Source organism: Streptomyces sp. CA-250714 (assembly GCF_050936705.1).
Lineage (GTDB): Bacteria > Actinomycetota > Actinomycetes > Streptomycetales > Streptomycetaceae > Streptomyces.
Genome location: NZ_JBNJMI010000002.1, coordinates 3,095,873 through 3,121,051, shown reverse-complemented (window position 1 = coordinate 3,121,051; position 25,179 = coordinate 3,095,873). Strand labels below are relative to the sequence as shown.

Genomic DNA, 25,179 nt, shown 5'->3' with positions numbered 1-25,179 from the left:
CCCTGGCGCAGACTGCCCAAGCTTGCGGGGTAGCAATTCAGGGGCGCGGGGAACTGCGCGAGCAACCACAGCGCACCCGCAGTCCGCCGACGACGGACAGGGGCACCCTCTCAGCGGTTCTTGTTCTTCCAGTCCTGCGCCCGCCGCTGCGCCTTGTCCTTCAGCTCCTGCGCCCTCTCCCGAGCATCCTGGCCGCCAGGCTGCTTGCCGCCACGCTGACCCTTCTTCTCCCGCTTCTCCGTCTTCTCCGCGCCCTTGTGCCGAATCTGCTCAGCCTTGGACTTGAACCGGTCTGCGATGCCCATCGTCACTCCTTCGGACGTGTCGGATGTGTGTCCTCACGGGCACTTTCCACCCTGCCACGCCGGTGCAGAGCCCGCATTCCATGGCAAAACCGCCCGAAGGGCTCAAGCAAAACCGCCCGAAGGGCTCAGTGGCGCGGCGGGAGCTGCGGACGGGAGCGGTCCGGCACGTTCCGGTAGTCGGGCGGGGTCCGGGCGGGGTGCCGTTCCAGCAGGTCGAGGGCGGTGGCAACCGCCGTGCCCAGTACCGAGCTGCGCCCCTCGGCCCAGTCCAGCGGAGTGCGCAGCACCTCGATGTCCGGCTCCACGCCGTGGTTCTCCACCGACCATCCGTAGCCCTCGAACCACGCCGCGTTCATCGGCACCGTGATCACCGTGCCGTCGCCCAGCCGGTGCCTGCCCGTCATGCCGACGACCCCGCCCCAGGTGCGGGCGCCGACGACCGGGCCCAGGCCGAGCAGCCGGAACGCGGCGATGATCATGTCGCCGTCGGAGGCCGTTGCCTCGTCGGCGACGGCGACCACCGGCCCGCGCGGTGCGTTGCTGGTGTAGGTGACGGGCTGCGCGTTGCGTGTGAGGTCCCAGCCCAGGATGGTGCGGGTGAGCTTCTCCAGGACGAGCTCGCTGATGTGCCCGCCCGCGTTGCCCCGTACGTCCACGATCAGCGCGGGCCGGGAGACCTCCAGCCGCAGGTCGCGGTTGAACTGCGCCCAGCCCGAGCCGCCCATGTCGGGGATGTGCAGATAGCCGCACTTGCCGTCGCTCAGTTCGCGGACGACGTCCCGGCGGCGGGCCACCCAGTCCTGGTACCGCAGCGGCCGCTCGTCGATCAGCGGGACGGCGGCGACCCGGCGCGGCCCCGCCTGCTGGAGCGTCAGCTCGACGGTCGTCCCGCCCGCCGCGGCCAGCAGCGGCGCCGGGCCGCTGACCGGGTCGACGGGCCGGGCGTCGACATGGGTGAGCAGCGCGCCCTCCCGTACCGGCGAGCCGGCGAGCGGGGAACGGGCCCGGGAGTCGGAGGAGTTGCCCGGCAGGATCCGGGCGATCTGCCAGTCGCCCTCGGGGGTACGGATCAGATCGGCGCCGAGGAAACCGATGGGCCGCTGGTAGTGCGGCGGACCCTCGTCGCGCCGCGCGGGGGTGACGTAGGCGTGCGAGGTGCCGAGCTCGCCGAGCACCTCGCGTACCAGATCGGCGAACTCGTCCGGCGAGGCGACGCGTTCGACCAGCGGGCGGTACTGGTCCAGGACGGCCTGCCAGTCGATGCCGCTCATCCCCGGGTCCCAGAAGTACGCCTTGATCAGCCGCCCCGCCTCCTCGTAGGACTGCCGCCACTCGGCCGCCGGGTCGACGTCGTGCAGGATGCGGCGCAGGTCGATGTAGGTGGTGGTGTCGGAGTCGGCCTGCTGGTCGGCCGGGATCACCCGCAGCAGCCCCTCGTCGTTGACGACCAGCCGGGTGCCGTCGCCGCTGGGCGCGAACCAGTCGACGTCGCTGGTGAGTTCGGTGCGTTTGGCAGTCGTCAGATCGAAGTGTTCGAGCGTGGGGCGGCCCGAGGTGTCGGCCGGGTTGACGAACGTCTCGCCGAGCGCGCCGGAGATCGGGTACCGCAGCCAGATCAGTCCGCCCCCGGCGACCGGGCACAGTGCCGCGTACTTCGACGCCGTCACCGGGAACGGGGTGACCCGGTTCGCCAGCCCCTCCGCCTCCACCAGCACCGAGGCCTCGGGCCCTTCCTCCTCGCCGCCGGGCGGCTGGTCATGCGGGTCGAGCCCGCCCGCGGCCGGGCGCCCCTCCGGGGTCAGCGCGAACGGCGAGAGCGTCGCGGAGGACAGCGGCACCAGATACGGGCGGCAGCCCAGCGGGAAGGAGAGATCCCCGGTGTGCACGTCGTACACCGGGTCGAAGCCGCGCCAGGAGAGGAAGGCGAGATAGCGCCCGTCGCGGGTGAAGACGGGCTGCTCGTCCTCGAACCGCCCGTCCGTGACGTCCAGTACGGTCCGCTCGCCCTCCGGCGCGGAGACCTTCGCGATCTTGATGCAGGCCAGCGACCGGCCCACCCCGGGGTGCGCCCAGGCCAGCCAGCCCGAGTCGGGGGCGAAGGCCGGATCGTGCACCGGGCCGTTGGCCGACCGTACGACCTCGCTGATCGGCGCCGGTGGAGCCGTACCGTCCGCGTCGGGGGCCTCGGCGGCGTCGGGCACGTCGACCAGCAGCAGCCGGCCGTCGTGCGAGACGACGGCCAGCCGCTCGCCCGAGGGCGCGGCGACCAGCTCCAGCACCCGCCCCAGCCGCCCAGCGGCGATCCGGTAGGCGGGCCGGGGGCGGGAGGCGCGGGGCAGGTCCGCGATCTCGATGGCGTCCTCGCCCTCGGCGTCGGTGACGTAGGCGATCCGTCCCGTGTCGCCCAGCATGGTGGGCAGCCGCACCCGCACCCCCGGCGTGTCCGCCAGCGCCCGGGCCGGACCGTCGCGGTGGGTGAGCCAGTACAGGCTGCCGCGTACGCCGACCGCGCTGGCCCGCCCGGTGGGGTCGACGGCCAGCGCGTTCACATGCGCGGCGGCGGGCACCTGGTAGGGGCGCCGGCCCGCGCGCTGGCCGCCCAGCCGCACATCCAGGCGGCGGGGCCGGGCCACATGTGCGAAGTCGTCCACCAGCCAGATCTCGCCCGCGCACTGGTAGACCACGCGCCGCCCGTCGGTGGCCGCGTGCCGGGCGTAGAACGCGTCGTGGTCGGTGTGCCGACGCAGATCGCTGCCGTCCGGACAGCAGGAGTAGAGGTTGCCGACGCCCTCGTGGTCGGACAGGAAGGCGATCCGGTCGCCCACCAGCATCACCGAGTCCAGATGCCCCTCCAGCTCCGCCAGCAGCCGCTCCCCCTGGAGCCACATCCGCCCCATGGCGCCGCCCCGGTACCGCTTCCAGCTCGCGGGCTCGTGCGGCGGCGTTCCGGTCAGCAGCAGGGTGCGGCGCTCGCCCTCCTGTTCCGCCACCGCGATGTCCGACACCGGCCCCCACGGCAGCCTGCTGCCCGGGCACGAGACATCCGGACGGTTTCTGGGCGGACCGTCCGGGCCGTCGACCGGGACCCGGTACGCCCAGGCGCGGTGGGCGAACGGCTCCCCGTGCGAGGCCACCGCCAGTACATCGCCCTCCGGGGTCCAGCCGCGTACCCGGGTGTCGGTCGCGCCCCAGTACGTCAGCTGCCGTGCGGGACCGCCCTGTACGGAGACCAGATGGACCTCCGGGTCCAGGCTGCGCCAAGTGGTGAACGCGATGCGCTCTCCGTCCGGGGAGAAGCGGGGGTGACTGATCCGGGTGCGGTCCACGGTCAGCCGCCACGCCCGCCCCGAGGGCGCTCCGGCCTCCGGGACCGGGGCCACCCACAGATCGTCCTCGGCGGCGAAGCAGAGCAGATCGCCATGCAGGTGTGGAAAGCGGAGATACGCGCCGTCGTCGGTCACCTATCCCATGTTTCGCGGCGATATGCACCCAAGCAAGTTGTGACGTGTCCCTCATTTCCGGGCCTCCGCTCACCCCAAGGATGCGAGAAAGCGTCGATTGACATGAGCTCTCATTGCCGGGCCTGCGGCACCTCCCCGCCGTGCTCCCTCAGCTCACCAGCTGTAGCTGCTCTGCTCCACCGCACCGTCCGACTGTCCGACCTCGAGACCGGAGAACCTCTCTCGTGGCCACCTTCCTGTACAAGCTCGGCAGACTCGCCTTCCGGCGTCGCCGCATCGTCGCCCTGATATGGGTGGCGCTGCTGGTGGCGGCCGGGGTCGGCGCTTCCACTGCCTCCACCCCGCCCGACGACGATTTCGCGCTGCCCGGCACGCAGGCCCAGAAGGCCTTCGATGTACTGGAAGAGCGCTTCCCCGACGCCAACGCGGAGGGCGCGACGGCCCGTATGGTCTTCCGCGCGCCCACCGGTGAGAAGATCACCGCCTCCGACAACAAGGCCGCTGTCCAGGAGACCCGCAAGGAGCTGACCGGCGGCCAGGCCGCCGCCGTCTCCGACCCGTTCCTCAAGAACAGCGGGGCGATCAGCAAAGACGGCAGCATCGCCTACGCGTCGGTGACCTACAAGGTCCCGGCCCAGGAGATCACCGAGAAGACCCGCGAGAACATCAAGGACGCCGCACAGTCGGCCCGTGACAGCGGTCTGACCGTGGAGACCGGCGGAGACGCGCTCATCGTCGAACCCGAGATGGGCAACGCCGAGATCATCGGTATCGGCATCGCCGCCGTGGTGCTGATCCTCACCTTCGGCTCGCTCATCGCCGCGGGACTGCCGCTGATCACGGCGCTGATCGGCGTGATGATCGGTATCTCCTCGATCACCGCGCTCGGCGCCACCCTCGGCCTGTCCGCCAACACCACGACGCTGGCCATGATGATCGGCCTCGCGGTCGGCATCGACTACGCGCTCTTCATCGCCTCCCGCTACCGCGCGGAGCTGACCGAGGGCCGGGAGCGCGAGGAGGCGGCCGGACGCGCCGTCGGCACGGCGGGCTCCGCCGTCGTCTTCGCCGGACTGACCGTGGTGATCGCGCTGGTCGGGCTCTCCGTCGTCAACATCCCGGTCCTCACCAAGATGGGTATGGCCGCCGCCGGGACCGTCGTCATCGCCGTACTGATCGCGCTCACACTGGTGCCCGCGGCGCTCGGCATGGTCGGCAAGCGGATCTTCGGCCGCCGGGTGCGCAAGGCCTACCCGGAGACCGGGGTACCGCCCGCCGCCGACGCGGAGGGGCAGCGCCCCAAGGCCGGTGCCCGCTGGGCGAGCTTCGTCCTGCGCCGTCCGATCCTGGTGCTGGTCACCGCCGTACTGGCGCTCGGCACCCTGGCGCTGCCGGTCGGCGCCATGAAGCTGGGCCTGCCCGACGAGGGCAACCAGCCGGAGAAGACCACCCAGCGCAAGGCGTACGACCTGCTCTCCGACGGCTTCGGTGCGGGCTTCAACGGTCCGCTGATGGCCGTGGCGGACCTGAAGGACGCCGACAACCCCAAGGCCGCGGCCGCCGAGGTGCAGCAGCGGCTGAAGAAGGTGGACGGCGTGGTCGCCGTCTCGCCCCCGCAGCTCAACAAGAGCGGCGACACCGCGACCCTGACCGCCGTCCCCAAGTACGGCCCCAGTGACTCGCGCACCGAGGACATCGTGCGTGACATCCGGGACCAGTCGGGCGCGATCGAGAAGAAGACCGGCGCCACCTTGCTGGTCACCGGCTCCACAGCGGTCGCCATCGACTTCTCGCAGGTCATGAACGACGCCCTGGTGCCGTATCTGGCGCTGGTGGTGGGACTGGCCTTCGTACTGCTGATGCTGGTCTTCCGCTCGGTGCTGGTGCCGCTCAAGGCAGCGCTCGGCTTCCTGCTGTCGGTGCTGGCGGCGCTGGGCTCCGTGGTCGCCGTCTTCCAGTGGGGCTGGCTGGCCGGCCTCCTCGGCGTCGAACAGACCGGACCGATCATGAGCATGATGCCGATCTTCATGATCGGCGTGATCTTCGGACTCGCGATGGACTACGAGGTCTTCCTGGTGACGCGGATGCGCGAGGCATACGTGCACGGGGAGAACCCGGGCCAGGCCATCGTCAGCGGGTTCCGGCTGGGCGCACGCGTGGTGACCGCCGCCGGCGTCATCATGATCAGCGTGTTCGCCGGGTTCATCGGCTCCTCCGAATCCATGATCAAGATGATGGGCTTCGGGCTCGCCGTCGCCATCCTCTTCGACGCGTTCGTGGTGCGGATGGCCATCGTGCCCGCGGTGCTCGCCCTGTTGGGACGGCGTGCCTGGTGGCTGCCGCGCTGGCTGGACCGGCTGCTGCCCAACGTCGACGTCGAGGGCGAAGGCCTCCGCAAGGAGCTGCCCTCCGCCCAGACGCCTGCCATGGTTCCCCCGCCCCGCGAGCCGGAGCGCACGGGCGTGTGAGCCACTGAGTGTGAGGGGGCGGGCCCGATCCCGCCCCCTCACACTTCTTCCGGAGGTACCCCACCCCGGGGCCGGGCGCCTGTGGCGGGGTGTCCCTGGTGGGGTCGCCCCCGGTCGCCGAGTCGCTTGTGCGGTGGTGCGATGTCCGAGCTACGCGGGCAGGCGCCAGCTCGGCCCGTCCGGGGTGCCCAGCCAGACCCGCTGAGCGTCTGGGGCGACGCTGACCCCGAATTCGCTTGGAGCGGGGGAGTCAGCGGCGTGCCACAGAGCGAGCGCCTGTTCGACGTCGTCCCACAGCAGCGCCGGGCCGCCCTGCCGCACGGTCCAGCCCTCGCCGTTGGGGGTGAGAACGGCGAACGCGTCGTTCGTGGCGTCGAGTACGTACGTGCTCACCGTGCCGTCGTCAGCGAGCATGGAGAAGTAGCGGGCGTTCGGCATGGTGAGCTGAGCGACGAACCCGCTGTCCGGCATGGCCAACAGCTCGGGGCCGTACGAGGTTCGGCGAGTGTTGCCGCCGTCGGGTGCGGGGAGCATCCCGAGGCTTTCCGGTGCCTCCTGCTGCCGGGCGATCATGAAACTCGGATCGCTGGAGAGGAACCGGCCGTGTGCGGTGCCGTTGTCCTCGACCGTCAGCCGGACGAGTCCAAGTGAGCGCATCCAGCCGCGCAGTGTGGCGACGATCAGCCCGCCGGGGTGAGTCTGCTCGACCCATGCCGGGGGGATGCTGCGCACACCCATCGTGGCGATGGTGCGGTGCGCCCGTGTGGAGCCCGGGGCGCCGGTCAGGCCGTCGCCGATGTACAGCCGAGGCCGGTAGCCGCAGCGGACCAGTGCCGCGCGTGCCCGTGCGGCGACACGGGCGTCAGTCTCGATGGAGAGCACGCGCTCGTCGCCGAGCCGGTGACACAGGAGCGCGGTCGAGTAGCCGGTGCCGGTCCCGTACTCCGTCACCGTGTGGTCGTCCTCGACCTGCAGGTCTTCCAGCATTCGCACGACGAGGGAGGGAAGCGTCGAGGACGAGGTCGGGTGCGCGTTGCTGATGGGCTGCGGATCGGCCCAGTCGATTTCGCGGCTGTCGAACTGCGTGATCAGCGTCTCGTCGTCGTACACCTGCCGCAGCCATTCGTGGACGCCGACGAGTTCGGGTGTCACAGGCGCCCACGTGGTGAGTCCCGGGGCATCGGATTCGACGTAGAAGCGAGGGGCGAACTCGTGCCGGGGGACGGCCTCGACAGCATCCCGCCAGGCGGGAGAGAGCAGCCACCCGGCGGCGGTGAGCCGTTCGGCGAGCCGCTGCCGTAGCTCAGCGGCGACCGCGTCGACGTCAGCTTCGGTCATGGGTGCCTCGTTCCAGAAGATCAGCGAGAGCCGCAGTCATGGGCAGGCCGGTCGGCGGCTCCAGCCATGCCCATTGTCCGGACGGGTTGCATTCGATGAACGTCCACTCCCCGGACGCGGACAGGGTGAAGTCGAACGCGCCGAAGACGAGCCCGAAGTGCAGCAGGTACGCGCGGATCGCGCATGCCACGGTCGGTGGCGTCGGGATCGGCGTGTAGACGTGAGTGCTGTAGTCGGTGCGCCAGTCGAGCAGGTCGCAGTCGATACGGACGGCGAATATCTGCTCCCCGGTCACGGTCACGCGCACGTCGGCGGCCTTGTCCATCCTGGCTTGGAACAAGTGCATGGTGCCCGCGATGCTCTCGTCGATCTCCTCGACGGTGACCTCGGCGACGGGCACGGTCTGCGCCTTGTCGTCGGCCAGGTAGAGCGGCACAGCCAGCGGTTTGAAGATGACCGGCCCGTGTTCCTCGATGAAGGCGCGCGCATCCTCGGGCCGGTTCGTGATGAGTGTGGGCGGCAGTGTGAAGCCGCACGCAGCAGCGGCCTCGAGTCCGGCGGGCTTGTACTCGGCGTCGCCGATGCGGTTGGGGTGGTTGACGTACAGGCAGTCGGGCAGTGACGCGAGTACGCCGCCGAGACCGTAACGGGCCTGTGCGACGGCGAAACGGGCGTCCTGCGGGTCGAGGTGAGGGAAGGCGAACCCGGAGGGGCGCCGGTAGTACAGCGCCCGCACGCCACCGAGTTCGGCGACACGGCTGGGGGTTGCGACGCTTCCCCGCCACCGTGCCGCATCCCCGCCGATGGAGGCGGAGCACGACAGGGTCGCGGGGAAGTCTCCGGAGTCGAGCCGCACCACCGGGACACCCCGATCGTGCAGCTCGGCAATCACGAGATCCGCAGTTGGGTCATCGAGATTCGTGACGACCAGTACCGGACGGGAATCGGTGGTCACTGGTCGGTGTCGTTCCCCGTGTCGACGTCCGGTGCGTCACTGTTGCGGTCACCCTGCCCCGTGGTGCCGGTGGGCGGATTGGTGCCCGACGAGGTACCGTGCCCCGGCGCCATCACGACCGTGCCCTCGGCGTCGAGGTAGCGGGCGGTCTGCGTGGTGGCGTCCAGCTCGATGCGGGCGTACTGCGGTACCTCGACCGCCGGGTACGGGGCCAGCCTGCGCAGCCCCCACGGGACGGGGGTGAGGTGTCCCTGCGGCAGAGGGCTGCCGGATGGGAATCGGTCGGCGTGGTTGAACATCGCGTGCTTCCTCTCTGTGATCGGTCAAGTTGCGCGATGGGGCCCACTCGCGACTGCTTGATCGGTGCTGTTGGGTCGGGGGCCCGGGACGGAGCGAGGGCCGTCGTTGTACGGCGGTGGGTCAGAGCAGCCCGAGCTGTGCGCGCAGTGCTTCCTCTTCCGGGTCGGCCAGTGCCCAACTGTGCTCGCCCGCATGTTGGTTGAAGAGCACGCATGCCTCGTCGGGCTCGGTTGGATTGATGACGGCGCAGTCCGGGAGGTTGATCGCTCCGGAAGGCTGCTGGTCGCCGGGCCAGCAGGCCCAGACTTCACCGGGGTAGTCCATGGGCAGGCTCCGGGCGAGGCCGTAGTGCATGCCCATGTGGTGGGCTTCCAAGATGCAGCGCAAAGAGCTGTGCATCTCGCCGCCCTCAGCATCGGGCAGGTCGCCAGGGATCATCCGCAGAGCGGCCCTGTAGGCGGGGCGTAGTTCCATGCGTGCTCCGCAGATGCGGCGTTCCACGGCGCCTCTCCTTCCTGTTGTGATGGGGGTATGCCCGAAGCCGGGGTGGCTGGGCCGGGCGGCGCGGTCGCAGGCGCGCGCACTCGTTCGTGCTCACGATTTCCCGCTTCGCGCCGTGCCTCTTCGAGCCGGCGCCCCAACTCACACGAGCGCTCCGAGGTGCACTCCAGGCACTCCTGGCGATGCATCAGGTGCGCGGACGCAAGTTGGTTGACGTCCTGCGGGCGGGGCCACGGGGAGACCTCAGCATTCATGTGCTCACCTCCACTCCGTGGACGAGCCTCGGCCTGTGGAACGTGGTCGTGTGCCGATAACACCAAGGGCTTGGGCATTGTGTGCGGGCGGAGTCCACCGACCGGTGACGCCCAGCGGGCAGGAGTAGTGGCAGAGGCAGCGTGAGGAGTGCGGTTGTGGTTTTGGGCACCGTTGTGGACCCCCTTACCGGTTGGTGACCATGCCCCGGACGTGCGCCGCGTCGCGGGGAACCTTGCTGTCAGGCACAGAAGATGCCGTCGGAAGGGCTTCGCCTTGGCCTGCTGCTGTTCAGTCAACGGCCCAGCACAGCTCGGCGTACAGGTGAAAGAGTTCCGTCTCACCGCGCATGGACCCGGTGATTTTTACCTTCGCCAAGTGCCTGGGTGATCGCACACCGTTACCGTGGGGGCATGGCGCAGGAGAACTGCAAGCTCGCGGCACGGATCGCCGAACTCGGCTTCTCGCAAGCGGAGTTAGCACGCCAGATCAATGCTGAGATCGAACTCCTGACAGGCAAGCCGGGCAACGTCACCGATGCGGACATCCGGCGATGGTTGCGCGGCGAGACCAAGTGGCCGCAGGATCGCATCAGGCTGTGCGTTGAGAAGGTTCTTGATGCCGACGCTGAGGACCTGGGGTTCGTGCCTCGCAAGAAGCGCATCGCACCACCGGAGGGAGATCCCGTGCACCGACGCGCGCTCCTCACCGCCACAAGTGGTACAGCCCTGACCATCGCCGCTCCGTACGCGTCAGCTCATGGGCGCCTTGGCGTCCAGGACGTCCGGCGATTCCATCAGGACTACGTGGCCATCCTCCGACAGGATCAAGCCGTAGGAGGATCACGGAAGGTGGAAAACCTCGCGGTGGAACTGGCCTTCCGCATTCAGTCCACCCTTGCGGTTTCCTCGTCTTCAACTCGCGTGCGAGACATGCTCCACCGACTCGCCGCCGAAGTCATCAGTTCTGCGGCCTTCGCAGCCATCGACGCAAGCTCTCCGCAGCGGGCACGCGCTCATCTGGACAAGGCGCTGACCTTCGCCGGTCTATCTCGCGACAGCGAGACGATGTATCACGTCTGGAACCATCTGACCCTCACCTCCAGCCAGCGTGAGAACCACGCCGAAGCAGTCGCCGGATCAGAGGTGATGAAGCGCTCCCCCGTCGCTCGGAGAGATCCGTTGTACGCCTCTCTCGGACACATCCGGAACGCCAACGGACTTGCGCGACTCCGGCGTCGCTCAGAAGCTCTGCGAGCGCTTAGCGACGCGGAGCGTGCCTTCTCCCGTAGCGCCGACGAGCAACGCCCGGAGTGGGTCAAGTTCTTCGACGCAAGCGAGATGGACGCTCTGTCCTCGTTCATATGGTCCGCACTGGGTGATCACGGACGGGCCGAGTATTGCCTGCACCGCACGCTCGCTGCAATCCCTGATGGCATGACCCGTAACAGGGCTCTGTATACAGCCCACCTTTCGCTGGCCCAGGCCAGGCAAGGAGACCTGGAGTTGGCCTGTGCCACAGCTAGGAAGGCTCATGCATTCCTGCTGCCTTCTTCCGGATCGAGGAGAACTGCTCACACCCTGGCTGCGACACGAAAGGAGATCGTAGCCTCAGGCTCAAAGAGTCCCGAAGTCGTCGAGTGGGTCGAGGAGTCCAGCCAATGGATCTGAAGCGCTACACACATGCCGATGCACAGAACGTCAGGTCCCTGCTGCTCGACATCCACGACGAGGTGTACGCGAACGATCCGAACCCGTTTCACTCACGCGAACGCTTCTCGTACTTCGTCGATCTGTGGTCCTCGCGAGAGAACTGGCAGTGTGTCTGTGGTTGGGAAGAGGGCAACCCTGTCGGGTACGCGTACGGATCCATGCTCAAGCCCGGTGGATGGTGGAAAGGGCACCAGCGACCGGTTGGCACGAGGGGATCAGTCTTCGCGCTGTCGGAACTGATGGTGGTGCCCCAATGGCGCGGGACCGGCCGGGCAAAGCAGATTCATGACGCACTGCTCGCATCGGTCGAAGCCGATGTAGTAACGCTCCTGGTTGACTCCACCCACCCCCGGGTCCAAGCCTTGTATGAGAGTTGGAAGTACAACAAGGTGGGCGAAGCCAAGCCGTCAGACGACTCGCCGCTGTACGCCGTCATGGCTCAGAAGCTAAAGCGCGGCTGAACACAGATTCCGAGTTGCTATGTACTCGCGATCTGGCACCTCCATTCCGGACGTTAAGCGCGAAATGATCCGCGATTGGGAGAAATGTCCCACCGCGTGAGCCTGGGCGGCACGTTCAGTCAGGGTGCAGGAACCCGGGGTGACTGTCCCGCACCCCTGGGGGGACTGGGGGACGGAGCCCTGAGAAATCCCCCTCACACCCCCCGCAGCAGCGCCGCGAAGCCCTCTTCCAGGTCCAGGAGGGCGCCTTCGGTGCCGGACGGGACCAGTTCGTAAGTGTGGCGCAGGAAGGTGGCCAGGTCGGTGGCGCGGAACTCCAGTACCGCGACGCCCTCGCCCGCGTGCAGCTCGATCACCGTCCGCTCCTGCCCGCAGGGGCAGATGTGGACGTCGCCCTCGCCCGCGGGGCCGCGCAGGCCCTCGGCGAGCAGTTCGCGGGAGAAAGCCCAGGCGACCTCCTCGCCGTCAAGGGCGATCTCGGCGGGGAAGACGATCCGCACGGCCAGCGGATCGTCCGTCTCGTAGCGGAGAGCAGGTGCGAGAGGCCGGGTCGCCGGCGGCCGGGTGATCAGTTGAGCCTGCACGGTGCGGGTGATGACCTTGGACACTTCTGCTCCTCTGGGTCGGGGGGTTCCCGGTGCGCTCATCGCCCGGACCGGGTTGCCCCTTCGCCCTGACAGACGCTTGCGAAAGCAGCTCAGTCACCCGAGGAGCCTGGTGAGCTCCACCACAAGGCGAGGGACAGAGGTGTACGTCCCGTGCCGATTCCGGGCATACGAACCGCCCTCTTGCGAAGTCTTTGCATCTGGCCGGTATTCTCAAAAGGCTGGAGACGGCCGCTGCCAGGCCATTGCCGGGCCGTTGTGAGAAGCCGTGAGAAAGCGGAGCGCCTCGATGCACGTACCTGATGGATTCATCAACGCCCCCGTCTCGGCCGGTACCGCAGTCGTCGCCGCCGCTGCTGTCGCCGTCTCCCTGCGTGGCGCCCGGCGCGAACTGGGCGGCGGTCCTGGCGAGGCGGGGGAGCGGACGGCGCCGCTGGCCGGGCTGGTGGCCGCGTTCATCTTCGCCGTGCAGATGCTCAACTTCCCGGTGGCAGCCGGCACCAGCGGCCATCTGTTGGGCGGTGCACTGGCCGCGATACTCGTGGGGCCGTACACGGGCGTGCTGTGCGTCTCCGTCGTACTGCTCCTCCAGGGCGTGCTGTTCGCGGACGGCGGGCTGACCGCGCTGGGCACCAACATCACGGACATGGGTGTGGTGACCGTCCTGGTCGCCTACGCCGTCTTCCGTGCGCTGGTGCGGGTGCTGCCGCGCAGGCGCTCCATGGTGACCGGCGCCTCCTTCGTCGCCGCGCTCGTCTCCGTACCGGCGGCGGCGATCGCCTTCACCGGGATCTACGCGCTCGGTGGGACGACCGACGTCGCGCTGGGCAAGGTCTTCGGCGCGATGGTCGGGGTGCATGTGCTGATCGGCATCGGTGAGGCCGTGATCACCGCCGCGACCGTGGGCGCCGTGGTGGCCGTCCGCCCCGACCTGGTCCACGGGGCGCGCGACCGGCTCGCCGTCCGGCTTGAGCTGCGGCCCTCCCCGCTGGCGGCCGTCCCGGACGAGATGCCACGGCCCACCGACACGAACGCCACTCCGGCGACCGCCACTCCTGCGACCGCCGCCGACACGACTGCCGCTGACACGACCGCCGCCACCACGACCGCCGCCCCGGCGGCTGCCGCCGGGCCGCGCCGCTCCACCCGTGCGCTGTGGATCAGCGGCCTCGTCGTCACCCTGCTGTGCGCCGGAGGGCTCAGCTTCTACGCCTCCTCCAGCCCCGACGGACTGGAGAGGGTCGCTGCCGACAACGGCATCGACAAGAAGGAGGAGAAGCACGCCGCGGAGGACTCCCCGCTGGCGGACTACGGGGTGAAGGACATCGCCGACACCCGCCTGTCCGGCGGTCTGGCAGGCGTCATCGGCGTCGGCGCCACCCTCGTCGTGGGCTCCGGCGTCTTCTTCGTCGTACGCCGCCGCCGCGACAGGTCCCCGGCTCCGGCGGCCGAGGGCCGGGCGTCCGACCCGGTGACCGGCACCTCGGTGACCGCCACCGAGCGCTAGCGGAAGGCGAACCGCGATGGGTGCCGGACACGCGCACAAGCTCTACAAGCACGCCCACTCACCCGTGCACGCACTGCCCGCGCACTGCAAGCTGGCGGCGGTCTTCTGCTTCGTCCTCCTGGTCGTCGCCACCCCGCGCGAGGCCGTCTGGGCGTTCGGCGCGTACGCGGTGCTGCTGGCGGCCGTCGCCGCCGTCTCCCGGGTACCGGCGCGCCATCTGCTGACCAGGATGGCGATCGAGGTGCCGTTCGTGGCATTCGCGGTGCTGCTGCCGTTCGTCGCGGAGGGGGAGCGGATCACCGTCTGGGGCCTCTCGCTGTCCGAGTCCGGACTGTGGGGCGCGTGGAACGTACTGGCGAAGGGCACTCTCGGAGTGGCCGCATCGGTGCTGCTCGCCTCGACGACGGGGCTGAACGAACTCCTGCTGGGGCTGGCGCGGTTGCGGATGCCGCCGCTGCTGTGCCAGATCGCCACGTTCATGGTGCGCTACGCGGACGTCATCAGCGACGAGATGCGCCGCATGCGCACCGCCCGCCTCTCCCGCGGCTTCGAGGCGCGCGGGCCCCGGCACTGGGGGGTGCTGGCCAAGTCGGCCGGCTCGCTGTTCATCCGCTCCTACGAGCGCGGTGAACGGGTGCACCTGGCGATGCTCAGCCGCGGGTACACCGGCACCATGCCGCCCGCTCTCGGCGACGGGCCCGCCGGCCGGACGGAGTGGGCCCGTTCGGCAGCACTGCCGCTGACCGCCCTCGCGATCTGTCTGTTGGGATGGACCCTGTGATCTCCACCACCGATACCGCCGCCGATGTGCCCGCCGAGGTTCCCTCGCTCGAAGTGCGCGGCCTCGCCTACGCCTACCCCGACGGCCACCAGGCGCTGTTCGGCGTCGATCTGACCGTGCCGCGCGGCCAGCGGGTCGCGCTGCTCGGCCCCAACGGTGCGGGCAAGACCACGCTGGTGCTGCACTTGAACGGCATCCTGAAGCCGGGCGCCGGGTCGGTCACCGTCGCCGGATTGAAGGCCGAACGACCCAACCTGGCGGAGATCAGGCGCCGGGTCGGCATCGTCTTCCAGGACCCGGACGACCAGCTGTTCATGCCGACGGTCCGCGAGGACGTGGCCTTCGGGCCCGCCGCCGCCGGGCTGCGCGGCGCGGAGCTGGAGTCGCGGGTACGGGAGGCGCTGGAGCGGGTCGGGATGGCGGAGCACGCGGACCGGGCGCCGCACCATCTCTCGTTCGGCCAGCGGCGCCGGGTCGCGGTCGCCACCGTGCTGGCGGGCCGCCCGGAGATCCTCGTACTGGACGAGCCGTCGTCCAACCTCGACCCGGCGGCCCGCCGCGAGCTCGCGGATCTGATCCGCTCACTCGATCTGACGGTGCTGATGGTCACCCATGATCTGCCGTACGCGCTGGAGCTGTGCCCGCGGTCTGTTGTGCTCAGCGACGGGGTGCTGGTTGCTGACGGTACGACGCAGGAGTTGCTCTCCGACGCGGAGCTGATGCGGGCCCATCGGCTGGAGCTCCCGTTCGGGTTCGACCCCCGGTCTGTGACGGCGCCAGTTGCCTGAGGGGGTGCCCCTGCCTGTCGTCCGGCGGCTGCGGGTGTGTGGTGGTTGCTCGCGCAGTTCCCCGCGCCCCTTACGTGGCGCGGCCCCCGATGCCGGATGCCCTCTCGTCGCGTAGGACCATGGAGGGCGCGCGGAGTGACAAATGCGCCCTCATGGCGACAGGAGCGAAGGAATCGTGGTGCACGGCACGGTGGCGGACGGGTACGAGCCCGTCCGGGACGCCTTCATACGCAACTTCGAGCAGCGCGGCGAGCAGGGCGCGGCGCTGGCCGTGCACCGGGACGGCCGCAAGGTCGTCGACCTGTGGGGCGGCAGCACCGACCCGGCGGACCCTGACGCCGCGCGCTGGAGCGAGGACACCGCAGTCGTCATCCGCTCCGCGACCAAGGGCGCCGCGGCGGCCGTACCGCATCTGCTGCACCAGCGCGGCCAACTCGACCTGGACGCGCCCGTCGGCTCGTACTGGCCGGAGTTCAAGACAGCCGGCAAGGAGCGCATCCTGGTCCGCCATCTGCTGGCGCACCGCGCCGGGCTGCCCGCGCTGGAGGTACCGCTCACCCCGGAGGAGGTGCTGGAGCCGGGCCGGGCAGCGCGGGCGCTCGCCGCGCAGACCCCCGAATGGCAGCCCGGTACGGCGCACGGCTACCACCCGCACACCTTCGGCTGGCTGTTGGGCGAACTGGTGGTACGCGCCAGCGGCGGCCGGAGCCTGGGGCGCTGGTTCGCCGACGAGGTGGCCGCCCCGCTCGGGCTCGACCTGTGGATCGGACTGCCCGACGAGATCGCGGCCGACGGCCGGGTGGCCAGGGTCGCCGCACGGGAGGCGCCCGCCCCTCAGCCGGGCGCGCTGCGCACCCGCCCCAAGCGCTCGGTGACCGAGGCCTACGCCGACCCTGGCTCGCTCACCCGCCGGGCCTTCGGCGCCGTCGTGCCGAAGCCCGACGAGAACGATCCGGCCTACCGCGCCGCCGAACTCCCCGCCGCGAACGGCATCGCCACGGCCCGCTCGCTCTCCGCGTTCTACGCTGCGCTGCTTGGGCCGTTGGGGGCTGCCCGGCGGTTGTTCACCCCCGCGACGCTGACGCAGGCCCGGTCCCTGGAGTCGGACGGGGCGGACCGGGTGCTGATCGTGGGTACCCGGTTCGGCCTCGGTTATATGCTGCACGGTTCGGCGTGCCCGTTGCTGGGTCCCGGCTCTTTCGGCCACCCAGGGCGGGGTGGCTCCCTCGGCTTCGCCGATCCGGAGACGGGGGTTTCTTTCGGCTATGTCACTGGTGCGCTGCACCGTTCGGTGACCAGTGATCCGCGCCCGCAGGCTGTGATCCGCGCGTTGCGCTCCGTCGTCTGCTGAGGAGGGGCTGCCTCTGTCTGCCGTCCGCAGGCTGCGAACGCGTTGTGGTTGCTCGCGCAGTTCCCCGCGCCCCTGGGGGTACCTCCCGGCCGGAGGCTGGGGGAGGGGCGCGCCCCGTCACACCACCGTCGCGCCCGGTGCCGGGCTCGTCGTCGCGCGAGCGGCGCGGCAGGTGCCGGACGCCGTGAGAGTGTGCGCCGTACGGGCCGCCGAGTCGGCGTCGGCCGCGAGGAATGCGCAGGTGGGCCCGGAGCCGGAGACCAGGGCCGCCAACGCGCCCGCGGCCAGCCCGGTGTTGAGGGTCTCGGCGAGGGAGGGCCGCAGTGAGAGCGCGGCGGGCTGGAGGTCGTTGCGCAGCGCACCGGCCAGCGCCTGCGCGTCGCCCGCGCGCAGCGCGGCCAACAGCGCTTCGGAGGCCACCGGTTCGGGTACGTCGTCGTCGGCGCGCAGCCGGTCGCACTCGCGGTAGACGTCCGGTGTGGACAGACCGCCGTCCGCGACGGCGAACACCCAGTGGAAGGCGCCGCCCACCTCCAGCGGAGTCAGCACCTCGCCCCGGCCCTCGCCGAGCGCCGCACCGCCCGCGAAGCTGAACGGCACGTCCGAGCCCAGCTCGGCGCAGAGCGCCAGCAGCTCCTCGCGCGGGGTGTTCAGGCCCCACAGCCGGTCGCAGGCCAGTAGCGCACCGGCGGCGTCCGCGCTGCCGCCCGCCATGCCGCCCGCGACGGGAATGTCCTTGGCGATGTGCAGATGCACATCGGGCGCCAGCCCGTGCCGCTCGGCCAGCAGTTCGGCGGCGCGCGCCGCCAGATTGGTGCGGTCCTGCGGCACCAGCGCGGCGTCGGGCCCTGAGACGGTCAGCCGGGGCTCCTCGGCACGGGTGGCGCTGACGGAGTCGTACAGCCCGACGGCGAGGAAGACGTTGGCCAGCCCGTGGAAGCCGTCGGGGCGCAGCCCGCCGACCGAGAGCTGCACATTGACCTTGGCGGGGACGCGGACCGTGACCGTCCCGGTGGGAGTGGCGGCTGCTGGCTGGGTCACGCGGTGCGCTCCTCGTCTCCGTTCCTGTTGTCGTCCACCGGTGCGCCGGTACGGCCCGGGCGGTGTTCCGCGATCGCGGCGAACTCGGCGACGGTCAGCGACTCCCCGCGTGCCTGCGGGGAGACCCCGGCCGCGCGCAGTGCCTCTTCAGCGGCGGCGCCCGAGCCCGCCCATCCGGACAGCGCGGCCCGCAGCGTCTTGCGCCGCTGGGCGAACGCGGCGTCGACGACGGCGAACACCTCCTCGCGGCTCGCACCCGTCGCGGGCGGGTGCGCGCGTCGTACGAGCGAGACCAGCCCGGAGTCGACGTTGGGCGCCGGCCAGAACACGTTCCGCCCGATCGCCCCGGCGCGCTTGACCTCGCAGTACCAGGCGGCCTTCACCGACGGCACCCCGTACACCTTCGAGCCCGGCGGCGCCGCCAGCCGGTCGGCGACCTCGGACTGCACCATCACCAGCGTCCGCTCGATGCCGGGGAACGTCGCCAGCAGGTGCAGCAGCACCGGGACTGCCACGTTGTAGGGGAGGTTGGCGACCAGCGCGGTCGGTGCGGGTCCCGGCAGTTCGGTGACCCGCAGCGCGTCCTCGTGCACGAGGGAGAAGCGTCCGGCACGCTCGGGCAGCCTGGCCCGTACCGTCGCGGGCAGGGCCGCGGCCAGTACGTCGTCGACCTCCACGGCGGTGACATGTGCCGCCGTCTCCAGCAGTGCCAGGGTGAGCGAGCCGAGTCCCGGGCCGACCTCCAGGACCACGTCGTCGTCGCGGACCTCGGCGGTGCGCACGATACGGCGCACCGTGTTCGGGTCGATCACGAAGTTCTGCCCGCGCTGCTTGGTGGGCCGCACCCCCAGCGCTTCCGCCAGCTCCCGCACCTCGGCGGGGCCGAGCAGCACGCCGCCGCCGGAGGGGTCGGGCGTGGCGGACGAATCGGAAGGGGCAGCGCTCACCGCGTCAGTTTACGGCCGCCCGAGGGGCGCGCCGACCGCCGCCCGTGGCCCGGCCCTCAGTAGCCGAAGGCCAGCGCCGTGTTCGCCGCGATGTGCCGGGCCAGCCGCTCCTCGTCCATGCCCTTGGTGCGGGCCATCGCGCGCAGTGTGAGGGGGATCAGATACGGCGCGTTGGGGCGGCCCCGGTACGGCGCGGGGGTCAGGAACGGCGCATCCGTCTCCACCAGCAGCAGCTCGGGCGGCGCCACAGCGAGCGCGTCACGCAGCGGCTGCGCGTTCTTGAACGTGATGTTCCCGGCGAAGGACATGAAGTAGCCCTTGTCGGCGCACAGCTTCGCCATCTCGGCGTCACCGGAGTAGCAGTGGAAGACGGTCCGCTCGGGTGCGCCCTCCTCGTCCAGGACGCGCAGCACGTCCGCGTGGGCCTCGCGGTCGTGGATGACCAGCGCCTTGTCCAGCCGCTTGGCCAGCTCGATGTGAGCGCGGAACGAGCGCTGCTGCGCCGCGATGCCCTCGGGTCCTGTGCGGTAGTAGTCCAGGCCGGTTTCGCCGACGGCCGGCACATGGGGGAGGGCGGCGAGCTTCTCGATGCCGGCCAGCGCCTCGTCCAGCGCCTCCTCGCCGCCCTCGGCGGCCAGCCGGGGCGCCTCGTTCGGGTGCAGCGCGACGGCGGCCCAGACGTTCTTCCACTCGGCGGCCGTCTCGGCGGCCCACCGGGAGCGCTCCAGATCGCAGCCGACCTGGATGACCGTCGTCACACCGACGGCGGCGGCCGCGGTGAGCGCGTCGGCGACCGCGGCATCCTGCATGTCCAGGTGGGTGTGGGAGTCCGCGACCGGGAAGGCGAGCGGCTCGGGCGGCGGCGGGGGTGCCTGCGCCGCCCGAGCCTTCGCGGCGTTCGTCGCTGCGCTGTTCGGGGCCGGGGAGGTGGACATACCGGCGATGATAAAGCGCGGCCGTGTCACTGCTCTCCTGGCGGGGAGGGGCCCCTCAGCGGTGCGCTTCAGCGGTGGCGCTTCAGCGATGCGCTTCAGTGGTGCGGAAGCGCAGCCTCCGCCTTCGAGACGCGACCCGACCGCATGATGCGGACGAGATGCCCGTCACAGAACCGGCACGTGGGCCTGGTGAGCGGCGAGGGAACGCGTTCTCCGTCCTCGTAGTACACGATCAAAGGCTTGCCGTCCGCGTATTCGAGGTGCTGGATCTCGTAGTCCTGCTCCCAGCCGTGCCCGCACTTCATGCAGGCGAACGAATACGCCTCGTGCACCGTCTCCGGGGCGGTGTGGGACGCGCCGGCTATGTCCTTGCCGATGCCGCTCTCGTCCTTCATGGCAGCTCCCTTCCCTGGGGGTACCCCCGGCCGGAGGCTGGGGGATTGTGCGCCCACAGCCAGTGCACTCCTCGGATGAGCGCACTGGAAGGAAGCTCAGTAGTGCTTTTCCTTCGTTTGGGGAAATTTGGGCCAAGCGTCAAGGTAAAGGGCGTCCATGGACCTTCCCTTTGCTCTACCGCGCAAGTCCTTTACCCGGCGGCCCCGCCCTCGCGGCCTCCCCCGGCGGTCTTCGCGGCGACCACCGCGTCGAAGACCTCCCGCTTCGGCACCCCAGCCTCGCGGGCCACCTCGGCGATCGCCTCCTTGCGCTGCTGGCCCGCCCGTTCCCGCTCCGCGACCCTGCGGGCCAGCTCCGCGGCGTCCGCCCCGCCCGCGGTCGCCTCGGCGCCCCGTACGACGATGGTGATCTCGCCGCGCACACCCTCGGCGGCCCACTGCGCCAGCTCGCCCAGCGGCCCGCGCCGCACCTGCTCGTAGGTCTTGGTCAGCTCCCGGCACACGGCTGCCTGCCGCTCCGCGCCGAAGACCTCGGCCATGGCGGCGAGGGTGGCCTCCAGCCGGTGCGGCGCCTCGAAGTACACCAGTGTGCGCCGCTCTTCGGCCGCCTCCCGCAGCCTGCTGCGCCGCTCGCCCTGCTTGCGGGGCAGGAATCCCTCGAAGCAGAACCGGTCCACCGGCAGCCCGGAGACCGCCAGCGCCGTCAGCACGGCCGAGGGGCCGGGGACGGCGGTGACCCGTACTCCGCGCTCCACGGCCGCGGCCACCAGCCGGTAGCCCGGGTCCGAGACCGAGGGCATGCCCGCGTCCGTCACAAGCACCACCCGCGCCCCGTTCACCAGCGCCTCGGCCAGCTCGGGCGTCCGGGCGGCCTCGTTGCCCTCGAAGTAGGAGACGATCCGGCCCGCCGGTGTGATGCCCAGCGCCTGCGTCAGCTTGCGCAGCCGCCGGGTGTCCTCCGCGGCGACGACATCGGCGGCGGCCAGCTCGGCCGCGAGCCGCGGCGGGGCGTCGGAGGGGTCGCCGATGGGGGTTCCGGCGAGTACGAGGGTTCCAGTCACCCGTCCATCCTCGCAGCGTCCACCGGGCCTCCTCACCGCGTCACCCGTCCCGCCCCGGGCACGTCACCCGCCCCGTCCTCGTGGCGGCGGCGACGCGGGCGCGCACGACGCCCCCGCGATCCCTACGATGGCCCGCGTGACGACCAGTGACACCGTGGGGGACGCCGACCGCAAGCAGGCTGGGCCCGGCAGCCCGGACTGCGAGGGCAGCACCGGGAGCGGGGACGGCCCCCCGGGACTCCCCAGGTGGCAGGCGCGGCTGCGCCGGTTCGGCTATGCGGCCCGGCCCCGTGCCGGTGTCCGCGAACGGCTCACCCCGCCGTTCCCCGAGCCCGATCCGCGGCTGGGGGCGGTCTTCGGGCTGGCCCCCGAGGTGTCGCTGCGGCTGGCGCGCTGGGCGGCCTGGGGCGGTCCTGTGCTGGTCGCGCTGTTCGCGGGGGTGCTGCGCTTCTGGCAGCTGGGCTCCCCGCACGCCGTCATATTCGACGAGACGTACTACGCCAAGGACGCCTGGTCGCTGATCCACCACGGATACGAGGGGACCTGGCCGGACAACGCCAACGACCAGATCCTGGGCGATCCGCAGCGCATTCCGCTCTCCTCCCGGGGCTCGTACGTCGTCCATCCGCCGCTGGGCAAGTGGATGATCGGGCTCGGCGAGGCGCTGTTCGGGCTGGACCCGTTCGGCTGGCGGTTCATGATGGCGGTGCTCGGCACCCTCTCGGTGCTGATGCTGTGCCGTATCGGGCGCCGGCTGTTCCGCTCGACGACGCTGGGGTGCCTGGCGGGTGCCCTGATGGCGGTGGACGGGCTGCACTTCGTGATGAGCCGCGCCGCGCTGCTGGACCTGGTGGTGATGTTCTGGGTGCTGGCCGCGTTCGGCTGTCTGCTCGTCGACCGGGACAGGACCAGGGAACGGCTCGCGGCCCGGCTGCCGCGCGGCGGCACCGACGACGGACCCGACACCGGAGTGCCGCTGCCGGACGCCTTCGTGGGGGACCGGGCCGGTCTGGGCCTGCGGCCCTGGCGACTGGCGGCCGGGGTGTGCCTCGGGCTGGCCTGCGCCACCAAGTGGAACGGGCTGTACGTACTGGCCGCGTTCGGCATCCTGACCGTCCTGTGGGACATGGGCGCGCGCCGTACCGCGGGTGCCTCCCGGCCCCTCGTGGCGATGCTCCGCAAGGACGCGCTGCCCGCCTTCGTCTCGCTGCCGGTGGTCGCGGTGGTCACCTACATCGCCTCCTGGTCGGGCTGGTTCGCCACCTCCGGGGGCTACTTCCGCGACTGGGCGGACAAGCAGGGCGCCGCCGGCCCCTGGGGCTGGCTGCCCGGGCCGCTGCGCAGCCTGTGGCACTACGAGAGCGAGGTCTACGACTTCCACGTCAACCTCACCTCCGGGCACACCTACCAGTCGAACCCGTGGAGCTGGCTGGTCCTGGGCCGTCCCGTCTCCTACTTCTACGAGTCGCCCAAGGCGGGCACCGACGGCTGTACGGACAAGGCCGAGGGCTGTGCCCGCGAGGTTCTCGCGCTGGGCACCCCGGTGCTGTGGTGGGCCGCCTGCGTCGCCCTCTGCTACGTCTTCTACCGCTGGTTCTTCCGCCGCGACTGGCGGGCGGGCGCGATCCTGTGCGGCGTCGTGGGCGGCTATCTGCCCTGGTTCGCCTACCAGGAGCGGACCATCTTCCTCTTCTACGCCGTGGTGTTCCTCCCCTTCCTGTGCCTCGCCCTGGCCATGGCGGCCGGAGCGCTGGCCGTGCCACCGGGAACGGACGACAGACGGCGCACCTTCGGCGTGGTCGCGGTGGGCGTCGTGGGGCTGCTCATCGTGTGGAACTTCATCTATTTCTGGCCGATCTACACCGGAGAGACGATTCCGCTCGGGGAGTGGCGGCACCGGATGTGGCTGGATTCGTGGATCTGACCGCAGCTCCCCGGGGCTGACCGGAACCGGCCCGTTCCGGATGGAAACGGGCGTGATCGCACCTGGCAGATCACGAAAACGCTCAGCGAAGATCGCGATTCGGACACATGGCCGTGATCTGGAACCGATCGCCCCGCGCTGCTCGTCTGCCCCACGGGTCGCGGGAACGCGGCCGCCGCGGGGCGGTGGTTCCGCTCCGCGCCTCGGTTTCCCGGAATCGGTGAATCCTGGAAACCAGATCTCCCGAAGATGGGGCCGAACGGGCATACCGGGACACGTTCTGTCATGGACGTGCTCTAGGGTGCCTCGCGTCAGGACTTCGGCCGCACAAGGCCAAGGCGGGGTGGAGGGGCAGAACTCGGATGCGCGACACACAGAAGATGGCCGTGATCGGCGGGGTCGCCGCCGCCGTCGTCGGGCTCACCGGCGTCGGCGTCTACGCCCTGGTCGACAGCGACGGTGAGGAGAAGAGCAGCACCGTCGCCGCCGACGACGAGGGCAAGGCGCCCGGCAAGATCAAGAAGGGCCCGCTGAGCGCGCAGGAAGTGCGCACCGCCGCCAAGGCGTTCCTCGGCGCCTGGGCCGGCGGCGACACCAAGAAGGCCGCCGCGCTGACCGACGACTCCGCAGCGGCCACCAAGGCGCTGGCCGGCTTCCGCAGCAAGGCCCATGTCTCCAAGATGGCCGTCACCCCGAAGGCGGCCGACGGCGAGAAGGTGCCATTCGATGTCGCGGCGCGGGTCGCCTACGGCGCCAAGCGTTCGGCCTGGACGTACGACTCCGCGCTGGAGATCGTCCGCTCTTCCCGCACCGGCGAGCCCGTCGTCGACTGGAAGCCGTCCGTGCTGCACCCCAAGCTCAAGGACGGCCAGACCATCAGGACCGACGCGTCGGGCACCCCGCCCGTCACCGCCGTCGACCGCGACGGCTCGCCGCTCAGCGCCGGCCGGCACCCCACCCTCGCCGACGTGGTCAGCGACATCGGCAAGCGCTACGGCGACAAGACCGACGGCTCGCCGGGTGCGCAGGTCCGCATCGTGGACGGCAAGGGCAAGACGAAGTCCGTGCTGCGGCAGCTGTCCAAGCCCACCCCGGGCAAGCTGAAGACGACCCTCGACGCCAAGGTGCAGCGCGCGGCCGAGGCCGCGGTACGCGGCAAGCCGAAGGCGTCCGTCGTCGCCGTCAAGCCCAGCACCGGCGAGATCCTGGCCGTCGCCAACTCCCCCGCCAAGGGCTTCAACAGCGCCCTGCGCGGCTCGCTGGCCCCCGGCTCCACCATGAAGGTCGTCACCAGCGCGATGCTGCTCGACAAGGGCATCACCTCGCCGGGCAAGCCGCACCCGTGCCCCAAGTACTCGACGTACGGCGGCTGGAAGTTCCAGAACCTCGACAAGTTCCAGATCAAGAACGGCACCTTCGCGCAGAGCTTCGCCCGCTCCTGCAACACCGCCTTCATCACCCAGGCGCCCAAGCTGAAGGACGACGACCTCACCAAGGAGGCCCGCGACGTCTTCGGCATCGGCCTCAACTGGAAGACCGGCACCGGCACCTTCGACGGCAGCGTCCCCGTGCAGTCCGACGCCCAGATGGCGTCCTCCCTCATCGGCCAGGGCGGCGTGCGGATGAACCCGCTCACCATGGCGTCCGTCTCCGCCACCGTGCAGAACGGCACCTTCAAGCAGCCGTATCTGGTGTCCGCCTCCCTCGACAAGCGGACCCTCGCCAAGGCGCCGCGCGCCATGAAGCCCGGCGTCCAGAAGGACCTCAAGGCGCTGATGAAGCTCACCGCCACCAGCGGCACCGCCGCCAAGGCCATGTCGGGGCTCAGCGGTGACGTGGGCGGCAAGACCGGCTCCGCCGAGGTCGACGGGCAGAAGAAGCCCAACGCCTGGTTCACGGCGTACTCCGGCGACATCGCCGCCGCGGCGGTCGTGCCCGCCTCGGGGCACGGCGGCGACAACGCGGGCCCCGTCGTCCGCAAGGTCCTCCAGTCCGCGGGCGGCTGACCCGACCCCGCGTACCAGAAGCGCTTCAGCTGCCGCTGTCCCGGCTCCGTCCGGGGCAGCGGCAGCGGCCTGTTCACCTCGCGGT

General features: G+C 70.8%; 21 protein-coding genes. 9 read left to right on the top strand and 12 right to left on the bottom strand.

Going from position 1 to position 25,179, the window contains the following annotated elements; translation table 11 throughout:
* Window positions 1–110 precede the first annotated feature (110 nt).
* Window positions 111–305 (bottom strand): hypothetical protein, encoded by a 195-nt coding sequence (locus ACQEU8_RS32760; protein ID WP_433107578.1) that lies wholly within the window; start codon window positions 303–305, stop codon window positions 111–113.
* 125 nt (window positions 306–430) lie between these two features.
* Window positions 431–3,766, bottom strand: coding sequence for a S41 family peptidase (locus tag ACQEU8_RS32755; RefSeq protein ID WP_433107576.1), 3,336 nt, complete (start codon window positions 3,764–3,766; stop codon window positions 431–433).
* Between the two features lie 224 nt (window positions 3,767–3,990).
* Here ACQEU8_RS32755 and ACQEU8_RS32750 point away from each other — a divergent pair, with 224 nt between their 5' ends.
* Window positions 3,991–6,234: an MMPL family transporter gene (locus tag ACQEU8_RS32750; protein WP_433107574.1), complete on the top strand. Its 2,244-nt coding sequence runs from the start codon at window positions 3,991–3,993 to the stop codon at window positions 6,232–6,234.
* A 150-nt stretch (window positions 6,235–6,384) separates the two neighbouring features.
* Here ACQEU8_RS32750 and tgmC read toward each other — a convergent pair whose 3' ends face one another.
* The 4 genes from tgmC to ACQEU8_RS32730 all read right to left on the bottom strand — a co-directional run bounded on the left by tgmC (window position 6,385) and on the right by ACQEU8_RS32730 (window position 9,328).
* The gene (gene tgmC / locus ACQEU8_RS32745) at window positions 6,385–7,572 is read right to left on the bottom strand and encodes an ATP-grasp peptide maturase system methyltransferase (RefSeq protein ID WP_433107572.1); all 1,188 of its coding nucleotides are present in this window, start codon (window positions 7,570–7,572) and stop codon (window positions 6,385–6,387) included.
* Window positions 7,559–8,527 carry an ATP-grasp ribosomal peptide maturase gene (gene tgmB / locus ACQEU8_RS32740; RefSeq protein ID WP_433107570.1) on the bottom strand — a complete coding sequence of 323 codons (969 nt, stop codon included), beginning with the start codon at window positions 8,525–8,527 and terminating at the stop codon, window positions 7,559–7,561. The genes tgmC and tgmB overlap by 14 nt, the downstream gene beginning before the upstream one ends.
* Window positions 8,524–8,826, bottom strand: a complete 303-nt coding sequence (gene tgmA / locus ACQEU8_RS32735) for a putative ATP-grasp-modified RiPP (protein WP_433107568.1) — start codon at window positions 8,824–8,826, stop codon at window positions 8,524–8,526. Before tgmA ends, tgmB begins: the two co-directional genes overlap by 4 nt.
* Before the next feature lie 121 nt (window positions 8,827–8,947).
* The gene (locus tag ACQEU8_RS32730; protein ID WP_433107566.1) at window positions 8,948–9,328 is read right to left on the bottom strand and encodes a hypothetical protein; all 381 of its coding nucleotides are present in this window, start codon (window positions 9,326–9,328) and stop codon (window positions 8,948–8,950) included.
* A gap of 665 nt (window positions 9,329–9,993) precedes the next feature.
* Here ACQEU8_RS32730 and ACQEU8_RS32725 point away from each other — a divergent pair.
* Complete coding sequence (locus ACQEU8_RS32725; RefSeq protein ID WP_433107564.1) at window positions 9,994–11,250, top strand: XRE family transcriptional regulator; 1,257 nt, start codon at window positions 9,994–9,996, stop codon at window positions 11,248–11,250.
* Complete coding sequence (locus tag ACQEU8_RS32720) at window positions 11,241–11,753, top strand: GNAT family N-acetyltransferase (protein ID WP_433107562.1); 513 nt, start codon at window positions 11,241–11,243, stop codon at window positions 11,751–11,753. Before ACQEU8_RS32725 ends, ACQEU8_RS32720 begins: the two co-directional genes overlap by 10 nt.
* Window positions 11,754–11,947: 194 nt before the next feature.
* Here ACQEU8_RS32720 and ACQEU8_RS32715 read toward each other — a convergent pair whose 3' ends face one another.
* Complete coding sequence (locus tag ACQEU8_RS32715) at window positions 11,948–12,361, bottom strand: SsgA family sporulation/cell division regulator (RefSeq protein ID WP_433107560.1); 414 nt, start codon at window positions 12,359–12,361, stop codon at window positions 11,948–11,950.
* A 286-nt stretch (window positions 12,362–12,647) separates the two neighbouring features.
* Here ACQEU8_RS32715 and ACQEU8_RS32710 point away from each other — a divergent pair, with 286 nt between their 5' ends.
* The 4 genes from ACQEU8_RS32710 to ACQEU8_RS32695 all read left to right on the top strand — a co-directional run bounded on the left by ACQEU8_RS32710 (window position 12,648) and on the right by ACQEU8_RS32695 (window position 16,785).
* Window positions 12,648–13,865, top strand: a complete 1,218-nt coding sequence (locus tag ACQEU8_RS32710; RefSeq protein WP_433107558.1) for an energy-coupling factor ABC transporter permease — start codon at window positions 12,648–12,650, stop codon at window positions 13,863–13,865.
* Window positions 13,866–13,881: 16 nt separating this feature from the next.
* A complete protein-coding gene (cbiQ, locus tag ACQEU8_RS32705) occupies window positions 13,882–14,646 on the top strand; it encodes a cobalt ECF transporter T component CbiQ (protein WP_433107556.1) in 765 nt (254 codons plus the stop codon).
* On the top strand, window positions 14,634–15,434 hold the full coding sequence (locus ACQEU8_RS32700) for an energy-coupling factor ABC transporter ATP-binding protein (protein ID WP_433107554.1): 801 nt from the start codon (window positions 14,634–14,636) through the stop codon (window positions 15,432–15,434). The genes cbiQ and ACQEU8_RS32700 overlap by 13 nt, the downstream gene beginning before the upstream one ends.
* Before the next feature lie 142 nt (window positions 15,435–15,576).
* The gene (locus ACQEU8_RS32695; protein WP_433107552.1) at window positions 15,577–16,785 is read left to right on the top strand and encodes a serine hydrolase domain-containing protein; all 1,209 of its coding nucleotides are present in this window, start codon (window positions 15,577–15,579) and stop codon (window positions 16,783–16,785) included.
* A 117-nt stretch (window positions 16,786–16,902) separates the two neighbouring features.
* On the opposite strand, the gene ACQEU8_RS32690 is transcribed toward ACQEU8_RS32695, so the two are convergent.
* From ACQEU8_RS32690 to rsmI, 5 genes are all read right to left on the bottom strand, one after another.
* Window positions 16,903–17,826 (bottom strand): 4-(cytidine 5'-diphospho)-2-C-methyl-D-erythritol kinase, encoded by a 924-nt coding sequence (locus tag ACQEU8_RS32690; RefSeq protein WP_433107550.1) that lies wholly within the window; start codon window positions 17,824–17,826, stop codon window positions 16,903–16,905.
* The gene (rsmA, locus tag ACQEU8_RS32685; RefSeq protein WP_433107548.1) at window positions 17,823–18,773 is read right to left on the bottom strand and encodes a 16S rRNA (adenine(1518)-N(6)/adenine(1519)-N(6))-dimethyltransferase RsmA; all 951 of its coding nucleotides are present in this window, start codon (window positions 18,771–18,773) and stop codon (window positions 17,823–17,825) included. The genes ACQEU8_RS32690 and rsmA overlap by 4 nt, the downstream gene beginning before the upstream one ends.
* 56 nt (window positions 18,774–18,829) lie before the next feature.
* Window positions 18,830–19,708 (bottom strand): TatD family hydrolase, encoded by an 879-nt coding sequence (locus ACQEU8_RS32680; RefSeq protein WP_433107546.1) that lies wholly within the window; start codon window positions 19,706–19,708, stop codon window positions 18,830–18,832.
* A gap of 95 nt (window positions 19,709–19,803) precedes the next feature.
* Window positions 19,804–20,103, bottom strand: a complete 300-nt coding sequence (locus ACQEU8_RS32675; RefSeq protein WP_433107544.1) for a hypothetical protein — start codon at window positions 20,101–20,103, stop codon at window positions 19,804–19,806.
* A gap of 191 nt (window positions 20,104–20,294) precedes the next feature.
* Entirely contained in the window at window positions 20,295–21,164 is an 870-nt protein-coding gene (rsmI, locus tag ACQEU8_RS32670) for a 16S rRNA (cytidine(1402)-2'-O)-methyltransferase (RefSeq protein WP_433107542.1), read from the bottom strand.
* Window positions 21,165–21,291: 127 nt separating this feature from the next.
* On the opposite strand from rsmI, the gene ACQEU8_RS32665 reads away from it, so the two are divergent.
* Complete coding sequence (locus ACQEU8_RS32665; RefSeq protein WP_433107540.1) at window positions 21,292–23,088, top strand: dolichyl-phosphate-mannose--protein mannosyltransferase; 1,797 nt, start codon at window positions 21,292–21,294, stop codon at window positions 23,086–23,088.
* A gap of 362 nt (window positions 23,089–23,450) precedes the next feature.
* Window positions 23,451–25,094 carry a penicillin-binding transpeptidase domain-containing protein gene (locus ACQEU8_RS32660; protein WP_433107538.1) on the top strand — a complete coding sequence of 548 codons (1,644 nt, stop codon included), beginning with the start codon at window positions 23,451–23,453 and terminating at the stop codon, window positions 25,092–25,094.
* The last annotated feature ends 85 nt before the right edge of the window (window positions 25,095–25,179 follow it).